This is a genomic window from Methanobacterium subterraneum, assembly GCF_002813695.1.
In the GTDB taxonomy this organism is placed as follows: Archaea; Methanobacteriota; Methanobacteria; order Methanobacteriales; family Methanobacteriaceae; genus Methanobacterium; species Methanobacterium subterraneum.
Genome location: NZ_CP017768.1, coordinates 1,430,883 through 1,448,252 on the forward strand (window position 1 = coordinate 1,430,883; position 17,370 = coordinate 1,448,252).

Consider the following 17,370-nt stretch of genomic DNA (forward strand, 5'->3'; position numbering starts at 1 on the left):
TTATCTCACCAAAACCATTTTTTTATATCCATAATTTACAGCTAAATCTTTCATTGGTTAAAATTAATTTTATTAAAGTATTCTATCTAACATTTCATCAGGATCTTTATAGTAACTATTAATGCATCGCCCCACTTCTTCAATGGAACGCATGTTATTATCCGCCAAATACTCTAAAACCAGCCTTCTTTTTTCTATTTCCTCTTCCAGTTCAGTTATGCCCACACCCCTCATTTCTGCCATATCCCTCAGGGTCTGACTGGCGATTCCCACATATTCCACTTTATCAGTGATGTTATTCCATTCAAATACGCGGTTTAACTGGACGTTGCCTTCTTCCATCCCCACCACTTCCGCAACTTCAGTTATACGCCTTAAGGATCCTCCTTCAGCACGGTACATCCGGTTCTGCATGATAATGAAATCAAGGGCTGGGATCATGATGTTAGGTACGTTCATGGGAGGGTTAACCAAACGGGTGATTGTTTCCCGGGCAGTGTTAGAGTGGAGGGTCCCCATACCTGAGTGTCCAGTGTTTAATGCTGTGAAAAGTGTTATGGCTTCTGAACCACGAACCTCTCCCACAATTACTCGGTCTGGCCTCTGACGGAGTGAATTTTTAACTAGAGTATCCATGTCGAGTTCACCCTTCCCTTCAATGTTAGGAGGCCTGGTTTCCATACGCAGAACGTGAGAGTGAGGTAACTGCAATTCTAAGGTATCTTCAATGGTTATAATACGTTCCCGGGGAGGTACAAACGCGGCGATGGTGTTCATTGTGGTGGTTTTACCAGAACCAGTACCCCCTGCGATTATAGCATTACAGGGTTTTACACCCATACCATCGGTACACAACCATAGGAACCCCGCCAGATGGGAGGACATGGTTTTGAAGTTAATTAAATCTACCACAGTGAGTGGGTCTTTTCTGAATTTCCTGATGGTGAGGGTGGGTCCATCTGCAGAAACCGGTGGGAGGGTGGCGTTAACCCTTGAACCATCCTTCAGACGGGCGTCCAGTATTGGTGTTTGCTGGTCAATACGACGGTTCACCTGTCGAGCGATAACATCGATTATACCCCGGATATCATCATCAGAATCAAAAACAACATTGGTAACCATCATCCCTATCTTACGATGGTAAACAAATACATTACTATTAGTGCCTATAACCATGATCTCCTCAAGATCATCATCCTTGATCATGGGATCCAGTTTCCCGTATCCTAACATCACTTGAGAAATCTGGGTGGCCAGCCTTTCCACATCCCGAACTCCACGAGTCCTTAGGAATTGCTTAACCTCCCCTATAAATGATTCTTCATCAATATTAAATTCTTCGCCCTGGGAAACAGCTACTTCCACCAGTTTCTCCCTAACTTCGTTGAAAATCGTTTCTTCTTTTCCAGAAAAGTGAGGTACGCTCACATTATACTTTGGAATCAGCCCTTCCTCTACAATCTCCGCCTTCAACCCATCAGAAGCTTTTTTAACCTTTTTAACCTTTTTAGGCGGTTTTTTCATTATTTTATCTAAGGTGAATTCTTCTTCTTCATCTTCTTTCTGAACCCCTTCTAGCACTGAAGATACTGTATTCTCTTTATTTTCAAGAGGTATTTCATTCTCTTCTTGTTCTTCAACGAAATCTTCATCCTCATCTTCTTCAGAACCAAATTCTCCCAGAAGATCCTTCAGTATTTCCTTGCGTTTGTCCTTCATTTTCTCACGATTTACAAGTGGGTTATTGGTTATAGACAATATGACTCAACATGATTAAATTATTCCATTATTATTAGATTAGCTTAATATTATTTATATAAAGTATCGAATATTTAAGTATATGGACATAAAGTGCAGATGCAACCAAGAATGTGTAAAAAAACCGCCTGTGGTCTTAGAGAAAATTGAATATTTTTATTATCCCTGTGATAACTGCCCAGAACGGAATTTTAAAAAATTCAAACCATTTCTTGAGCAGATAGAACCCCATGAAAAAATAGGTGGAAATTGGGGAAGATGCACCTGTGGTCGTCGACATCTGGACATGGTGGTGGCCCATATCCTGACTATCATGCAAAAAGAAGGATTGAAAGATGAAAAAACCAGCCTGCGGGATGTTTGTGTTCCACTAATAACACCCGCCTACCCCCTTCAAACTGTACCTTACCTTTCCAGAGATACCCTAGTAATATTATCTCCGGATGTTAACCATCAATGCGCAACCAGGATAATAAATGAAGTTCCCGAAGTTAAAGGGGTGCTTAAAGGAAATATCCGAGACACAGTTGGATTGAAAGACAGCGAATTACCTTCAAATGAATATGAACTATTAGCTGGCTGTGATATGCGCTGCGACTTGGTACAGACCCCTGATGGTCCGCTCTGCATCTACAAACATCAGGGCGAAATTCACATAGAATTCCCCAAACCAGTGTCGCCTAAAATTTCCGCATTAATTAGGGTAATGGCTAAATATAAAAATCCGAAAATATTAGATTGTACCTGTGGTCCCGGTACACTGGGGATAGCTGCCCTTAAAAACGGAGCTTCAAAAGTGGTTTTCAATGATCTATGGCACCCTGCTGCATGTACCACCGCCCTTAACCTGGAAGTTAATGGTTTCCCAGTAAAACTATCCAACCTTGAAAAAGGTTTGGTTGCCCATGGAGAATCTTGGGATGTGTACTGTCTGGATGTGAAGGAACTTGGAACTATTTTAAGAGAAAAATTTGATATCTGTATTGTGGATACCTTTCCGGGAGTAGATACCACCATCTTTACTGATGCTGTGCAAAACCTTTGCAGTGAAATTGTGATTATATGAATTAATTATTTGACATATTTACCTTAATAATTTACACCTTTTAGGAATTTACACATTTTAGACATATATCATTTAATTTCAGACCATCCCTGCATATATCACAATTGCTGAAACAATTAAAACCCCCATAAGGTTGGATTTGTTAATATCAAGGTAATGGGGGAGCAATCCCAGGGCAATGGAAGTTATGTAGGTCAAAATCACGAAAAATAGATTTGACTGCTCCATCACTGCAAAAAGTACCACCAAAAAACTCATAAAAACAATTACCACCCATGAAAGTTTTTCATAGTTAATTTTTTCCATGGAATGACTAAACCAGTCCCCTAATTTTATACATAACACCAGAGAGATTGATACTGCAGTTAAAGATGCAAATATCATGATTAAAAGGTGGTTGAAGTCAAGTCCCTGCAGTAACTGGTTCACGTAGACTGCGATTCCACTACGGGGGTTGCCAATTAAGTAAATGGCTATCAGGGAAAAAAGTGCATCAGATACATTAACCCCACTCATGGCCACCAAAAATCCCTCCCTTTCACTTCCACTGTCTGAAGAACCACTTAACTCCTGGGCCAGTAAACTCCCCTGTGCCGGACCCATTCCGGGTAAAAATCCCAGAATGCTCCCTGCAATTCCTCCCGCAAATATCCCACGGATAATATCCTCGTTGATTTCAAGATGATGGTCCTTGTTCTGAGGAGGCAAATACGAATTCTGAGATAGACTATGTAAGAGGGTGCTTACCCCGAAAAGACCTGAAAATAAACATAAAAGAGAAACACTGGAAGATAAGGGAGAATTAAGGGCAACCCAACCCATTATTCCTGAAAAAATAAATAGAACCGAAGACCATATTACGGAGTTTAAATCCCTGCTGAGACGTATTAACATGTAAACCACAGTTAAAGATAGAATAATCCAGATATATGGCTTTAACAATCCATATATGAAGGGTAACCCCACTATAAAGATGGGTAATAGGAGGATGGTGGTGATCATAGCCCCAAAACCTCCCAATGAAACCAGTCGTATGGCTTCTTTCCCCCTTCCCTGGAGCAAAAGGTGGTGCCCAGGCATTATGGAAAGGACTGTTCCTTCTTCAGGCACACCCAGAAACATGGATGGGACAAATTCCAGTAAAGCATGGGATATTGACATGGAAAGGAGGAAAACTGCCAGTACTTCGGGAGAATATGAATACAGCAGAAAGGGTGATGCTGAGAAGACAAATGCCCCTACGGTGTTTACGTGAATTCCAGGGATTAAACCAGTAACCACACCACAGAAAACTCCTATTATACATGCCAATACAATGTCAAACAATGCTTTGCCTCCCTTAAACAGTTATTAATATTAATTTTGTAGAGACATTTTTTAATATTAATTATAAAAATAGTATTAATATATTTATCTAAAAATATCAAAATCCATAACCGGACCTATTAAATCTAAAAAATAAACTTCGAAAAAAGAAATAATTAACAAAAAATGAGTATGAAAAAAGATAATTAACAAAAAATGAGTATGAAAAAAGCCTTAAATATAAAATAGGGAAATATTAGGAAATATTCCCAATTACATTAAACGACGTATGTCCACTACTTCTACACTGGCAACATCATCGATCTGACCAAAGATTTCCTCGGCTTTTTCAGTTCCACCTTCACCATCATCAACAACAACTATCACGTTGAGGGCTACCAGACCAAAAGCAATTGGTTCTTCCTCAATTTTATGTAGTTCTGTTCCTTCTGGTATTGATTGAGAAACTTTTTCTTTAATCTGAGCTAGATCGACTTCCGGGCTTTCTGGCATTAATTTTATGGTTGCAACAACTTCTCCCATCTTAATTCCTCCATTATTAATTTAAGTCCCATGGTTTGAAATTACATGGTATGTGAAATGTAATTAACTTACATAATTTTTACTTTGATATTAATCTGACTTACCTAGCAATTTTATATATGAAACATCCTATTTCCAATAAAATGGATTTTAATAGGTAATCCTAAACCAATTACACCACTAATCTATCAGTTTACAGTAAAATCAGATTTTTTTAAGATTAATGAAGATTTATTTAAAGGATATATGCATATTTTAACAGCACATACATATTTTAAGGATATTTAAGGATTTTAAAGTCCTTTAAAGTCCTAGGTAATTATGGGCCTTTAAATCCACATTTACACTGGTAAAGATGGCCGAATGTTCGGCATTTCTGGCAGCGGTATAATATTTCTTCGCATTCAGGACATTCAAATTTAACATAGGTTTCTACAGGGGATATTTCTTGTTTACAGGATGTACATTCTATTTTATTCATTTAATCTCCTCCGATGAACGTTTTTATAGAGCTTCGCCCTTTTAATACAGCCATAACCCTCTCCGGGTGTTTGCCATTAACAACATAAGCGCTGGTTTTGTATTTAAGTAAAAGCTCAGCAAAGCTCTCATCTAGTGATGTTTCACCAAAATTTAGAAGTTTTTTTGCACTAATTTCCTTGATGAATTGGGCGCCATCTAGGGATGGTCTATGTGTGTATATACCATCTACATCCGTGCTTATTAATAGTTTCGCATCAAGTAAATGTGATAAATATAATGAAATGGAATCAGAGGTAACCCTCCAGGAGTGCTCCAGTGGATCCAGATACTCCAATAGGAATGATGGGATCAGAACTGGTAATTTCCCCCTATTAAAAACTTTTTTAGCCTCTTCTAAGGACCTAACAGGTTCTGTTCCTTTAACCTTGTCTGCCAGGAGCATGCCCAATATATCCATGCACAGGATGGCGGTTTTGTGACTGGTATTAGGGGAAAAATCCAGTTTTTCATGGTACTGACGGATACAGTTGGCCATATCTCCCCCTCCACATATGATTAGGACATCTTCACCCACCAGTTCCTGGGCCAAATTGATTGCATAATCCGGGAATAGACTCCCCCCTATCTTAACCACCCATTCCATATCTTGATTCTCCTTCACATAGTAAATGTTATAATCTATATCTCAATAATCTAATTTCCCAGCATATTGCAGTCTCATTTAAGCATGTCTACTTATTTAAGCAATTTAAGATCCTGAGTAATTTTATCAATCTTTTCATCCTTTTCCGGACCAATACCAAGACCAGTTACGGTGGATGGTGGGATTTCAGTGTGGCCCGCATCCCTTACCAGGAAACTGGGAATTCCGGCAGCTTTCACCAGCTCGTAAACTTCGAATAATTCTTCCTGGCTTTTAACCTGAACAACTACCTTTTTACCACCTTCTAATTCCCATTCCCTTATAACTCGTTCATCTGCCTTTTTATAGGCTCCTAAACAGGCATGACATGCCTGGGCAGCTAATTTACCCTTGCTCATTTTCAGATCTGCTCTCATTACAATAACTTGTTTCATTTTCTTCCACCAAATCAAAAGAATTAATCAGTGCCCCCATGGCAATATTAACTGACTAGATAAATATGTAAGTCAATTTTTCAATTATAAATTATTTACCCCTAATCAATTTTAATGTAATTAATTTGTTAATGAAATCATACATCTTTATATTTTGTGTCTACTGATTGGTCTAACTATTTTTTATCCTGACAGGGCAAACACATACTATTAAACTTAAAAACGCTTCATGAACAATTTAAAGAGAAAATAAATCACTTATAATCTTTTAAAAATAGTAAAAAATGGGAAAATGTTTTGAATCATGGATTTAGTGCCCAGTTATTGAATCTTAAAACTATCTATTATTAAATTGAAGTTAGATTGTTGTCTGTCAAAGTCAGCGGTTGGTGCACTGCATACAATATAGTAACGGTTGCTGGAATCTTGCATGGCGATAATACGTTCCTTTTTAGCAACTCCAGAGGTAGTGCTTATGGAGTAGACCATGTCTTTAGCAGAGACCCCATTTATGGTTCTATCGGTTTCGGATATGACTTGCCCCCACCCAACTGCCTGGATTTGTGTTTTAAGAGATGCAGTTGCCACTGCCAGCGAGCCCGTTGTTGGAATTTGCTGGAAGAATACCAGGGTCTGGTAGTTATTATTCTGTATGTTCTCAGGGTCCACTACCACTGCCAGGACTTCAGAATACCCTCCACAGTTAAACTCAGCTTGTCTGGTGAAACTTCATTCCAACCAGTAGGATAGTGGAAACTTATCCCATTGCTATCATATGTTTTATAACTATTGGTGGTGCATCCAGATGCGAAAGCAACCACTACAATAATACTTAAAATTAAAAGAGCATATTTTTTCAACTTAATTCCCCCCTTAATATTATTATATCAATTATTATTGGTAATTTTTTGCTTTTGATATAAATAATTTACTATCTCTTTATCCTTCCGAATCCCATATGAGGTTGTTTCATCAAGCAGTTATCCCCTCTAGGAATCTATTTCTAACAAAAATCAATAATAACCATTAAGATTGAATAAATTCACTATCGAAGTAGTCTTTTCCCTACCCTTTCAGAATCAACGGAATAAACTTCCATTCCAGGAATGATAACTCGCACCACTGGAATCTGGATCTCCGGACGGGTAAGATCAGTGTAGAGAACATTATCAAACCCACATTTCTCCAGAAGTTCCAGGGAAGTTTCAATATCGTCTTTGAATGATTTTTGAGACTTGTTCTCTATATCTGAGAGGGTTATTGTGCCCTGTGATTCTCCGAACCAGTGCCGGTTGATTCTCTTCATGCGTTCATATCCGGCCTTGCGCATGAAAACTGCCCGAGTGGTGTCTTCGCGTGTACCGTGGATCTGGGTAGCTCTACTTTGAGCAACCTCAGTTAGGGCCCTGAGGGCAGCAACTTCCGGGTCGAGGTGGGTTCCCACCCCTAATGTTAGGAGTGCTGGGTCTTTTAGAACAGTATCATCTGAAACTGCAGCCATGGTGGTTATTTCCACATCAGCAGTTAAATCAACCAGTTTAACTTCCACCCCTGCCTTGCGGAATTTGGATAGAACATCCCTTATCAGGGGGTTTTCGGTGTCGGTGCAGTCCACTTCCATCTTGGGCTGGCGTGTGGCCTCAAAAATGCTCCAGGCATCCCTTTCCACCACCTCAGTTATACCATGGAAAACTGCCTCTTCCAGCACATTACCTGATGCCAGACCATTGGTACTGGATTTGAAAAGAGAAATTCCATTGGTTGACTGGTAGGGATGGTAGACTGCGTTGGCCGGTACCAGACATTCAGTATCATTACCCGCATCAATTGCCTTCACCCAGTCGATATCAATTTTAGCTGTGTCTCTGGATTTAGCAGGTAATATTAGTGATAACGGATCAATACATTCATCCATTTCCTGTAAAGATCCACAGATTATTTTTTCATCATCTGATTCCTGTTTTTCAGCAGAGTATCTTTCAAATGCTTCCATCATGGCCGAAGCCTTGGCCTGTGGTTTAGTAGCACCTTTACCTGCGTAAATACTTACCGCACCTTCTGCAGCCCCTGGCCGGATAGCAGAATACACCGGTATTCCAATACGGTCCAGGTGAGTTATTTCCGCTATTCTGGTAACTCCTGCCACAGAAAGTTTTCCCTCCACTTTTTCTATGGTCTCCTGAGGGTCACGGCAACGGTGGGTGCCTCCAAAGTATTTTACGGGAACTTCTTTAAACATGTGAATCATTTGTGATTTTGAAACTGTGAATTTATTATTCTAAAGATATATGATAAATTCGTAAGGAATCAGTAGAAATACTGCAAGATGTATGGATAGGCCATCATTATAAATGCTATTCCAATGGTAACGATCCATATAACCGGGTTCCATTTTAAAACTTTCGCCCCGTCTAACATAGCAACCGGGAGCAAGTTGAAAAAGGCTAAAAAACTGTTGATCATAAAGCCAAGGCTACAGATTAGTGTTAGTAGGGTTGAGGCCGATACAAATTGGATTAAAACAAAGAATATAGCTGCCAGAGCTATGTTAGTTAATGGTCCGGCAATGGATATCTTTCCATTTTCTTCCTTAGAGATATACTCCCCGTGAATGTACACTGCACCGGGTGCGGCAAATACAAATCCAAGGGCAGCTGTTACCATGGCCAGAACTAAACCTTCAACCCATAGGCGGTATTCGGCATAAAAACCGTACTTAATCGCCATAAATTTGTGAGCCAGTTCGTGGAATACGAATCCAAATCCCACTGCCACCAGTGTGACGGGGATAAGTGAAATGAAGTCTCCCTGGTTAATACCCCGGAATACATAAGCAAAAACCCCGGCAATAACCAACATGGAGATTAATATATCCCTAATCTCATGGGTTGTGAAGTTAACCATAATATATTAAAGAACTTCTCTTCATTTATAAATGATTTCATCCATTCATAAATGATTTCTAAAACCCAATCCAAAGATTCTTTTTATCATTAAATAATTATGAATGCTTAAATAGAATTTAACCCATTTGAAAAAATATTATTTTGTAATTCAATTAATGTTTTTTTATGCCCTGAAACAGGTTAGGATTTTAGTAATTATTTTTCAGTGAATCTTCACTTTGATATTCATATCATACATAATAACAAATAATTTCAAACAATCAATACTATTAAATGAATATATGAATAATCCAACTTACAAAGTCCATGCTAAAATTGGGAGATAAGTTTTTTATGGAAGCCCAGTGTGAATATTGTCAGGTTTTCGGTGGTTATGGTCAGCTAATCTGGCAGACCATCCACTGGAATATATATCTTGCACCAAGCCAACGTTATCTGGGAACCTGTGTGGTGGCCCTTAAAAGGCATTGCCAGGATCTTTCCCAGGTTAACCATGATGAATGGATTGATTTTTCAAGGGTGGTACGGAAACTGGAACTGGCACTGGAACGTGCATTCAAACCCACCCTCTACAACTGGAGTTGTTTTAAAAACTCCGCATTCCGGAGTGAAAATCCCGAACCCGAAGTTCACTGGCATTTTATACCCCGCTATAAGGATCCAGTAACTTTTAATGAGTTAATATTCCATGATCCTGATTTTGGATATATTCCCCTTCCAGAAAAGAGAGAAATTCCACCAGAGATCATGGAAAAATTATCCAATATAATTAAAGACCACATGGAATAATTGGGATAAAAATGGATCAAATCAACTTTAATATAAAATTATATCAAATTTATTTCTTATATTAACATGATTATATGACAAGGTTAAGCTATGAAAATAGATGAAATATTACAAAAGATGAACCAGGACGAATTAGGCTCGTTAATTATCCTTAAACCTGAAAACATAGCATATGTAACCGGTTTTAAACCTTCAAGCATTTCTGTTTTAATATTAAAAGAAGACCCATTGCTCTTATCCTCAAAGTTAGACTTGGAGGAAGCTCGTCAAAAATCACAAATACCGGTGGGTGAATTCAAATCACTAGATGAACTTAAAAAAACATTAAAAAAAACCATCCCTGGAAATGGAACTAACCCTGGAAAAATCGGTGTGGAACATTCCATGACTGTTGGCACGTATCATAAACTATGTGAAGACTTCCAAATAAAAATTACCGATATTATAGAGAGTTTAAGGGTAGTTAAATCTCCCAAAGAAATTAGAAAGATTAAAGGAGCCATCCGTATTGCTGAAGATTCATTTAAAGATCTGGATTTTTCAGTTAGTGAGGATAACCTGGCAGCACAGTTGGAGTATAATATGCGATCTGCTGGATCCCCCCGACCTTCTTTTGAAACCATCGTGGCCTCAGGACCAAGATCAAGCCTCCCCCATGCTACCACCACATCTAGAAGGTTGGAAAGCCCCATAATGATAGATTGGGGTGCTTTGTACCAGGATTATGCATCTGACATGACTCGGACCATAATTGAAAAGGAGGAAGAGGAAAAAATTTTTTCCATCATCCTTGAAGCACAGCAGAAAGCTATAGATGCTATAAAACCTGGTGTTAACGCATCTCATATTGATAAGGTGGCCAGAAATGTCATTGAAGAATATGGATATGGGGATAATTTCATCCATTCCACTGGACATGGCGTGGGATTGGAAGTTCACGAAAAACCATCATTATCCTACAGGAGTGATGAAAAACTGGAAAAAGGGATGGTAGTGACTGTTGAACCTGGAATATATATTGAGGGAAAATTTGGGATGAGAATTGAAGACATGGTACTGGTAACAAACCATAGAAAAGTTTTAACCAGTAAAGCCCGGAAAATTTTCGCCTGAAAAAAGTGAAGAATTTCCTAATATTGCCAATTTCAATAGAACTTGAAGAATAGGGTAAAGATTAATAATCATAATGTATAAGATAGATTAGAATATAATATATTATATACAAGATAATAATAATTACTATAAAGCCATAAAAATATACCAATTATATTATTTAATAATAAAGGTGAGACAATGGCCATCATACCTTCTGCACTTTCCCCAATATCCAACAGTATTGATAATATTTTCCCTGATAAATACCTGGTCCGTATGCAGGAAATGCTTATTCGTTCCGGCATGTACATTAAGGCCTCTGACATTTTAACACTGATTTTTGGTGCAGGCATATTTTTGGGGATAATTGCCCTGATAGCATTTCTTTTACTAGGTGCGGACCCATTAATAGGATTTATCATAGGATTAATTGCTCCCGCAACACTCATATTCACCTGGATTTTTTTTATGATGGAACGCCGAGTTGATTCCATTGAACAAGGCACTCCTGACTTTTTAAGACAGATCGCATCCCTCCTAAGATCAGGAGTGGGTGTTGAAACCGCCCTGGAAGACATCTCCAAACACGGAGAAGGTCCCCTAACCGATGAATTGAAAAGGGCTGTAATTGAAATAAAAATAGGGAGCACCTTCGAAGACGCCCTTCTTGGGATGGGGGAACGTTTGAAATCCAAAACACTGGATAGAACATTCAGAATGATTATTGAAGGTAGAAGAGTTGGTGGTAGCCTTGCCGATGTTATCGAAACAGTTGCTGAAGATTTAAGAGCTGTTCTGGCATTGCAAAGGGAAAGAAAGGCCAATGTGATGATGTCGGTGATGTTCCTATTAATAGCAGGTGTAGTTGCCGCCCCATTTGCACTGGGAATGGCCATGACTTACAATTCTTTCATCGGATCCCTGGGAAAACCCAACCCACTGGCAGATGCCGCTCTTACCAGCGCCACTGGATACATAATCATCCACTCCATAATTGTTGGTTTACTGATGGGAATCGTGCTTTATGGAAGCGCCAAGAAAGGAGTTAAATTCTCATTGGCCCTGGTTCCAGTGTCTTACGGGATATTTTATGCAATTATACTGATTGGGCCTTCTGTGATGGGAATGACCTGATTAATCAGGGAGTGTTTACAATGAAAATGATAGATAATGGGATAATGAAGGATGAAGCAGCCCAGACCGCTGCCGAATATGTGCTGTTATTCGGAGGTATTATAGTCATAGTCCTGGTGGCCATCATTTCTTACCAAAATTACGTCAAGGGTCTGGGAGGCAACCTAACCAATGGTAGTGAAATCCAGAGTGTTGAAAACAACCTCCAGGATATAAATCAAAAACTGAACCAGACCTAAATAAACCTTTTTCTCCACATAATCATTTACTTTAGTTCAGGATATTTAAGTAATCTTTATTGGAAAGTTCAATAAGGTGGAAAGAATTTATTAAATTGGGAAATATTTTTTTTCTTTTTTTATAGGGGAAATCAGTATGAAAATGTTGATAAACGGGAAGGGAATAAATAAGGAAGATAAAATTGACGTTATAAATCCTTTCAACAACCAGATTGTAGGAAAAGTCCCGTTGGGAGATGCTAAAGATGCTAAAGATGCTATTAATGCGGCTCATAAAGCAAAAAAGTCAATGGAAGAAATGTCTTCCCGTAAACTATCCCGAATTCTTTACGATATCCATCAGGAGTTGAAGGAAGAACACCAGGAAATATCCAAACTCATCACTCTGGAAACTGGTAAACCCATACGAGATTCTAAAGTTGAAATGGACCGATCCCTCCAGACTCTACTTATGGCTGCTGAGGAATCAAAAAGGATTCATGGAGAAACAGTGCCCATGGATGCTGCCATTGCCGGTAAGAGTGTGTTCGGATTCACTATCAAGATACCCTTGGGAGTGGTGGCTGCTATCACCCCCTTTAATTACCCCGTTAATCTGGCCATTCACAAAATAGCTCCAGCATTAGCCGCTAAAAACACAGTGGTTTTTAAACCTTCCAGCAAAGCACCCCTAGCGGCACTAAAAATGGCAGAGATCATGGATGGACATCTGCCCAATGGAGTTGTAAACGTTATCACTGGGGGTGGGAGTGTATTAGGGGATGAAATAGTGACCAGTGATCTGGTAAATAAGATATCATTCACCGGGAGTGTCCCCACCGGCCTTTCCATAGCCCGGAAAGCAGGGATGAAAAAGCTAACCCTGGAATTAGGGGGAAATGATCCTCTCCTGGTTATGGATGATGCGGATCTTGATGTTGCAGTTGCAGGAGCAGTGGGTGGCTCTTACCTCAATGCGGGGCAGGTGTGTATTGCAGTTAAACGGATCATAGTCCATGAAAAGGTAGCAGATGAGTTTATAAACCAGTTAGTATCCCACACCCGGAAGGTAAAAGTAGGAGACCCAATGGATCATGAAACAGTTATGGGTCCCCTGATTGATGAAAATGCTGCCATCAACGTGGAACAGGCCGTGAATAAAGCCATTGAAGATGGTGCTCAGTTACTCTGTGGCGGTAATCGAGATGGTGCTTTCTTTGACCCCACTGTACTCGATCACGTGGAACAAGATATGGAACTGGTTCAAAAAGAAACCTTTGGACCTGTTTCACCAGTTATAAGGGTTAAAGATCTGGATGAGGCTATTGAAGTGGCTAACAGCACACCCTACGGTTTGCAAGCCGGTGTTTTCACCAGTAGTATAGAAAATGCCAAAAGGGCTGTGCGAGAAATAGAATCAGGTTCCGTACTTATTAATAAACAATCAACCTTTCGAACGGATAATATGCCCTTCGGAGGGTTTAAGATGAGTGGAATGGGTAAAGAGGGAGTTAAATATGCAGTGGAAGATATGACCCGCAGCAAAATGGTGGTTATTGGCTGATCACCCCATCCCTAATTTTCAATTATATTTACTAGATTATTGTTTAAAGGCCTTTCTTTGTAACAGGATTAATTACGTTAAAGAATAAAAGAAAATAATTATAAAAATCTGTGGATGGGCAAAAAAAATCACTGCAAAAAATTTTCAACAAGATTCCTGGCTTCATTCAAGGCTTCCAATGGAATTCCCTGGGGGAGTTTTCCCAGATCTCCTTTTACATCCTTTAAGATGCCTTCACCAGCCCCTAAGAACATTCCCTCACTGGTGATGCCCATGAAAACTTCTGGAGGGAGCAAGGCAACTGCCACCTGATTTTTTTCTTTGACATCCAAGTCATTGGTCACCACCGTGATGGCACGCTCATGTAAGTTAACATTACACACCAGGAGCTGATCTGCCTCAGGGTGTTTGGAAACACTCAATATTTCCCCTTTTTTAATATCAACCCCCATTACAGGATCTTTAATTTCCCCCAGGCTGATGCGGTCCTTTAAACCAGAGATGGTGTTGAGGAAGAATTTAATCTTGGCCAGGGCCTCTTCCAGTTTTGGTTTCTCCTCTCGATTGGCCAGTTCCATGAACTGCAGGTTCCATGATTCTCCCCCAAGGGCTTCAACTATTTCCATTCCCTGGTCTTCCAATAAACTTATTTGAGGAGTTTCAATCATTGCAGCTGGTTCCAGGTAGGAGTAGTAAAGGGTCTGTATTTCTGAAGTCATTTTCCGGGCTGCCTGTAAAGCCTGTTTCTTGTTCCATTTGCCCTTGAGGTTAGCCCCTTCAACTGACCTCATGAAAAGTTCAACTGATTTTTCTGCCACTAAAAGCCGGTAATCATTACTAGTATCCCACATTAGAGCACCTGATATAATTTGATGGATTGCTTAAAAAGTTAAGATCAAATATCTTCCTTTGAAAATTAACATTTATTTCTTAGATTTTCATTAATTTAAATTAGTTTACTATTTAAATAGTTCTGTTAATTTATGCCTTTTTTCTGGGATTACTATTATAAATTTATTAAAGACCACATGGATTGGGGGTGTTACTCCTAAATTTCTCAAGAAGAACCTCTTCTTTCGAAATATTTAAGTATAGGGAAGGTTTTAATTTAATTTAGTTAACGTTGCACCCTGAAATGTAAAGGATAAGTTTGATAGACCCAGGGCATGCACCAAAAAATGAGAGGTGGAAAGATGGTGGAATTAACGAATCTGTACAACTTAGATGTGTACACCACACGTGGAAAGTACGTGGGACGCATCCAGGATGTGATCTTAAACATCAAAAAAGGCAGGGTTTCAACCCTAAAAGCCGTTGCCATGAATCCTGATAAAAAAAGCGTTGGTATTAAAGACGTTATAACCAAAAGTATACGAATAGTTCCTGAAGGGGATGAAATAAGACCCCTTAGAGAAGAGGGGACTGTGGAAATACCTTACGACCGAGTTCAGGCAGTGGGAGATATTTTACTCATTAGTCCAGAAATTAAGGAAACCACAGTGCCAGCCAGTGCGGAGACTTAGATTTAAATGAGGGTAGGCATTATGGGATGTGGCGCCATAGCTAACATTATCACTAATTTTGCCAGAGAAGGGAAGCTGGGCGTTGAAATCAAATTTTTTTATGATCGAGATATGGAAAGAGCCGAGAACCTGGCCTCCCAAGTGGATGGTCGGGTGGTTCTGGACATGGAAGACATGCTTAACCAGGTTGACCTGGTAATTGAAGCTGCCGCCCCCCGGGCAGTGGAAGAAATGATACCACCCATCCTCAAGGCAGGTAAGGATGTGATTATCATGAGTGTGGGGGGCTTATGGACATGGAAGTTAGGAAAAAACTGCAAAAATTAGCTAAAGAGAATAATTGCAGAATATATGCTCCTTCAGGGGCAATAGTGGGATTGGATGGGATTAAAGCTGCTTCTCTTGGTAAAATTGAACACATTACCCTTGTAACCCGGAAACCACCACGTTCACTAGGGATCAGTACGGAGAAAGAAACCATACTCTATGAGGGTAAAGCCAGTGAAGCAGTTCAGAAATTTCCCCTGAATATCAATGTGGCAGCCACCGTAAGTATAGCCGCAGGTCATGAAATTGATGTGAAGATCATTGCCGACCCCCAGGTGGACCGTAATATGCACGAGTTGGAGATGGTGGGGGACTTTGGAGAATTCCGCACCATAACCAGCAACCTCCGATGTTCAATGAACCCTAAAACCAGTGTTTTAGCTGCATATTCTGCTATAAAATTGCTCAACAGTCTCAATGAGAACCTGTTGGTAGGAACCTGAAAAAATTCCTCTTTTGTAGAGACTTGAAATTGATTTCTGAAATTCATTTTTTTAAAAAATCTATTTTTTATAGTACTGATAAAAATACAATAAATCATAAACTAAAACTATTACTCAGGATAATTATAATTCCATAATTTCTTCACAGATAATGCTTGCCCATTTAGGAATGGGAAGATTTGGGGGTTATCGTAAATAAAATAAAACTAAATGTATTTTATTTGATCTATTCGAGTTAGATTTAAAAATAATCTCTGTGATAAATTGAGATGAATGCAATATGTGAGATTAAATGAAAAAATGTGAAATATTTTCCAGTTTGAAAGTTCCCTGCACTTCCCATATAGTGGTCAGGCTTGATGGGAGGAATTTCTCCCAGTTATCCCGTAAACTGGAGTTTGAAAAACCCTATGATCCTGAGTTTATGAGGATCATGGCAGAAGCAGCCAGCTTGCTCTTTCAGGAGTTCAGCCCCAAATTCATTTTCATCTTCTCCGATGAAATCAGCTTGCTTCTGGGAGAAATACCCTTTGCCGGACGGGTGGAAAAGATTGATTCAGTTATGGCCAGTTTTCTAAGTGGAGCTTTCACCGGTAAGATCATGGAACAGGATGAATTTCGGGAAAAACTTAAAAAAACAAGTCCTATTTCTTTCGATTCCAGGGTTATCCCATTATCCAGTGAGGGGGTTGTTGATTACTTCCAGTGGAGACAGATGGAAGCTTGGAGAAACTGCCTCAACGGCTATTCCTACTGGAAATTAAGGGAAGAACATTCACGAGAAGAAGCAATGGCAATTCTCCATAAAAAGAAGAGCAGCCAGTTACATGACCTGCTCTTCCAGAAAGACATTAACCTGGCAGAGACACCGGCCTGGCAGAGAAGGGGAGTGGGTATCTATAAAGAAAAATTCACAGTTCAGGGTTTAAATCCTCTGACCAAGGAAAAAACTACCACCCACCGGAGAAAAATATTCATAGATTGGGAGCTTCCCTTATTCAATGATGAATTTTTCAAAACAAATTCATTCATTTAGAACCCATTAAATGAAACTAAATTAAATGAAAAAATTAATCTTTTTATTTGATTTGTTAACAGTATTTTTTAGCAAAAAAATAATGCAATTAAAACTTGAACAT

At 39.3% G+C, this 17,370-nt stretch carries 19 protein-coding genes and 1 pseudogene; 9 read left to right on the forward strand and 11 right to left on the reverse strand.

The window, feature by feature from the left end:
- Window positions 1-72: 72 nt before the first annotated feature.
- Window positions 73-1,719, reverse strand: coding sequence for a CpaF family protein (locus BK009_RS06875; RefSeq protein ID WP_100905694.1), 1,647 nt, complete (start codon window positions 1,717-1,719; stop codon window positions 73-75).
- Window positions 1,720-1,840: 121 nt separating this feature from the next.
- Here BK009_RS06875 and BK009_RS06880 point away from each other — a divergent pair, with 121 nt between their 5' ends.
- Window positions 1,841-2,824 (forward strand): 50S ribosomal protein L11 methyltransferase, encoded by a 984-nt coding sequence (locus tag BK009_RS06880; protein ID WP_100905693.1) that lies wholly within the window; start codon window positions 1,841-1,843, stop codon window positions 2,822-2,824.
- Between the two features lie 78 nt (window positions 2,825-2,902).
- Here the strand turns inward: BK009_RS06880 and BK009_RS06885 are convergent, their stop codons facing one another.
- The 9 genes from BK009_RS06885 to BK009_RS06925 form a co-directional block, all read right to left on the reverse strand.
- Entirely contained in the window at window positions 2,903-4,150 is a 1,248-nt protein-coding gene (locus BK009_RS06885; protein WP_100909293.1) for a tripartite tricarboxylate transporter permease, read from the reverse strand.
- A 252-nt stretch (window positions 4,151-4,402) separates the two neighbouring features.
- On the reverse strand, window positions 4,403-4,672 hold the full coding sequence (locus tag BK009_RS06890; RefSeq protein WP_100905691.1) for an elongation factor 1-beta: 270 nt from the start codon (window positions 4,670-4,672) through the stop codon (window positions 4,403-4,405).
- Window positions 4,673-4,991: 319 nt separating this feature from the next.
- Complete coding sequence (locus BK009_RS06895; protein ID WP_100905690.1) at window positions 4,992-5,153, reverse strand: zinc finger domain-containing protein; 162 nt, start codon at window positions 5,151-5,153, stop codon at window positions 4,992-4,994.
- On the reverse strand, window positions 5,154-5,798 hold the full coding sequence (locus BK009_RS06900; RefSeq protein ID WP_100909294.1) for an amino acid kinase family protein: 645 nt from the start codon (window positions 5,796-5,798) through the stop codon (window positions 5,154-5,156).
- A gap of 92 nt (window positions 5,799-5,890) precedes the next feature.
- The gene (gene pth2 / locus BK009_RS06905; protein WP_100909295.1) at window positions 5,891-6,232 is read right to left on the reverse strand and encodes an aminoacyl-tRNA hydrolase; all 342 of its coding nucleotides are present in this window, start codon (window positions 6,230-6,232) and stop codon (window positions 5,891-5,893) included.
- Window positions 6,233-6,553: 321 nt separating this feature from the next.
- Window positions 6,554-6,901, reverse strand: coding sequence for a PsbP-related protein (locus BK009_RS06910; RefSeq protein ID WP_157809713.1), 348 nt, complete (start codon window positions 6,899-6,901; stop codon window positions 6,554-6,556).
- Window positions 6,901-7,092 carry a hypothetical protein gene (locus BK009_RS06915; protein ID WP_100909297.1) on the reverse strand — a complete coding sequence of 64 codons (192 nt, stop codon included), beginning with the start codon at window positions 7,090-7,092 and terminating at the stop codon, window positions 6,901-6,903. The genes BK009_RS06910 and BK009_RS06915 overlap by 1 nt, the downstream gene beginning before the upstream one ends.
- 185 nt (window positions 7,093-7,277) lie before the next feature.
- Entirely contained in the window at window positions 7,278-8,471 is a 1,194-nt protein-coding gene (locus BK009_RS06920; RefSeq protein ID WP_100909298.1) for a YcaO-related McrA-glycine thioamidation protein, read from the reverse strand.
- Between the two features lie 68 nt (window positions 8,472-8,539).
- On the reverse strand, window positions 8,540-9,136 hold the full coding sequence (locus BK009_RS06925) for a site-2 protease family protein (protein WP_100905685.1): 597 nt from the start codon (window positions 9,134-9,136) through the stop codon (window positions 8,540-8,542).
- Window positions 9,137-9,471: 335 nt separating this feature from the next.
- Here BK009_RS06925 and BK009_RS06930 point away from each other — a divergent pair, with 335 nt between their 5' ends.
- From BK009_RS06930 to BK009_RS06950, 5 genes are all read left to right on the forward strand, one after another.
- A complete protein-coding gene (locus BK009_RS06930) occupies window positions 9,472-9,927 on the forward strand; it encodes an HIT family protein (protein WP_100905684.1) in 456 nt (151 codons plus the stop codon).
- A 90-nt stretch (window positions 9,928-10,017) separates the two neighbouring features.
- On the forward strand, window positions 10,018-11,040 hold the full coding sequence (locus BK009_RS06935) for an aminopeptidase P family protein (RefSeq protein ID WP_100907010.1): 1,023 nt from the start codon (window positions 10,018-10,020) through the stop codon (window positions 11,038-11,040).
- A 180-nt stretch (window positions 11,041-11,220) separates the two neighbouring features.
- A complete protein-coding gene (locus BK009_RS06940; RefSeq protein ID WP_100905683.1) occupies window positions 11,221-12,156 on the forward strand; it encodes a type II secretion system F family protein in 936 nt (311 codons plus the stop codon).
- Window positions 12,157-12,176: 20 nt separating this feature from the next.
- A complete protein-coding gene (locus tag BK009_RS06945) occupies window positions 12,177-12,395 on the forward strand; it encodes a class III signal peptide-containing protein (protein ID WP_232728056.1) in 219 nt (72 codons plus the stop codon).
- A gap of 136 nt (window positions 12,396-12,531) precedes the next feature.
- Complete coding sequence (locus BK009_RS06950) at window positions 12,532-13,938, forward strand: lactaldehyde dehydrogenase (protein ID WP_100907011.1); 1,407 nt, start codon at window positions 12,532-12,534, stop codon at window positions 13,936-13,938.
- Between the two features lie 128 nt (window positions 13,939-14,066).
- On the opposite strand, the gene BK009_RS06955 is transcribed toward BK009_RS06950, so the two are convergent.
- Window positions 14,067-14,789: a tRNA-binding protein gene (locus BK009_RS06955; protein ID WP_100907012.1), complete on the reverse strand. Its 723-nt coding sequence runs from the start codon at window positions 14,787-14,789 to the stop codon at window positions 14,067-14,069.
- A gap of 342 nt (window positions 14,790-15,131) precedes the next feature.
- Here BK009_RS06955 and BK009_RS06960 point away from each other — a divergent pair, with 342 nt between their 5' ends.
- From BK009_RS06960 to BK009_RS06970, 3 genes and pseudogenes are all read left to right on the forward strand, one after another.
- A complete protein-coding gene (locus BK009_RS06960) occupies window positions 15,132-15,461 on the forward strand; it encodes a PRC-barrel domain-containing protein (RefSeq protein WP_100905680.1) in 330 nt (109 codons plus the stop codon).
- A gap of 6 nt (window positions 15,462-15,467) precedes the next feature.
- A pseudogene (locus BK009_RS06965) lies at window positions 15,468-16,231 on the forward strand (aspartate dehydrogenase).
- 292 nt (window positions 16,232-16,523) lie between these two features.
- Complete coding sequence (locus tag BK009_RS06970; protein ID WP_100907013.1) at window positions 16,524-17,267, forward strand: tRNA(His) guanylyltransferase Thg1 family protein; 744 nt, start codon at window positions 16,524-16,526, stop codon at window positions 17,265-17,267.
- The last annotated feature ends 103 nt before the right edge of the window (window positions 17,268-17,370 follow it).